At 40.9% G+C, this 281-nt stretch carries 1 protein-coding gene; it reads right to left on the bottom strand.

What is annotated here, in order from left to right; all coding sequences use genetic code 11:
* The coding region (locus ACFIK8_RS11045; protein WP_375669456.1) for an EipA family protein at nt 1–281 on the bottom strand (281 nt) is incomplete at both ends.

Here is a 281-nt window from a genome sequence, read left to right on the forward strand (position 1 = left end):
ACCAAGCCGTGCGCCAATTCCTGTACGTACTGGAATTAATAAGATATTTTTGCGTTTAAGGACATGAAAACCAACACCTGCTACTAAATAGGCCGAACCTGCAATACCTCCATAGCGTCCCAATAAATTATTTATATTATTGAGATCATAAACTAAGATCATTAAACGGGAGCCTTGACCGCCAAAATCCCATCCCAAAGAGGGACCTTGCCAAAAAACTTTATGCTGACCGTGGCTTTTGGTAAAAAGCTGTCCTTCGCCATAGGTTAATCCAGCAAAAA

This window comes from Bartonella sp. MR168JLCBS, from assembly GCF_042194175.1.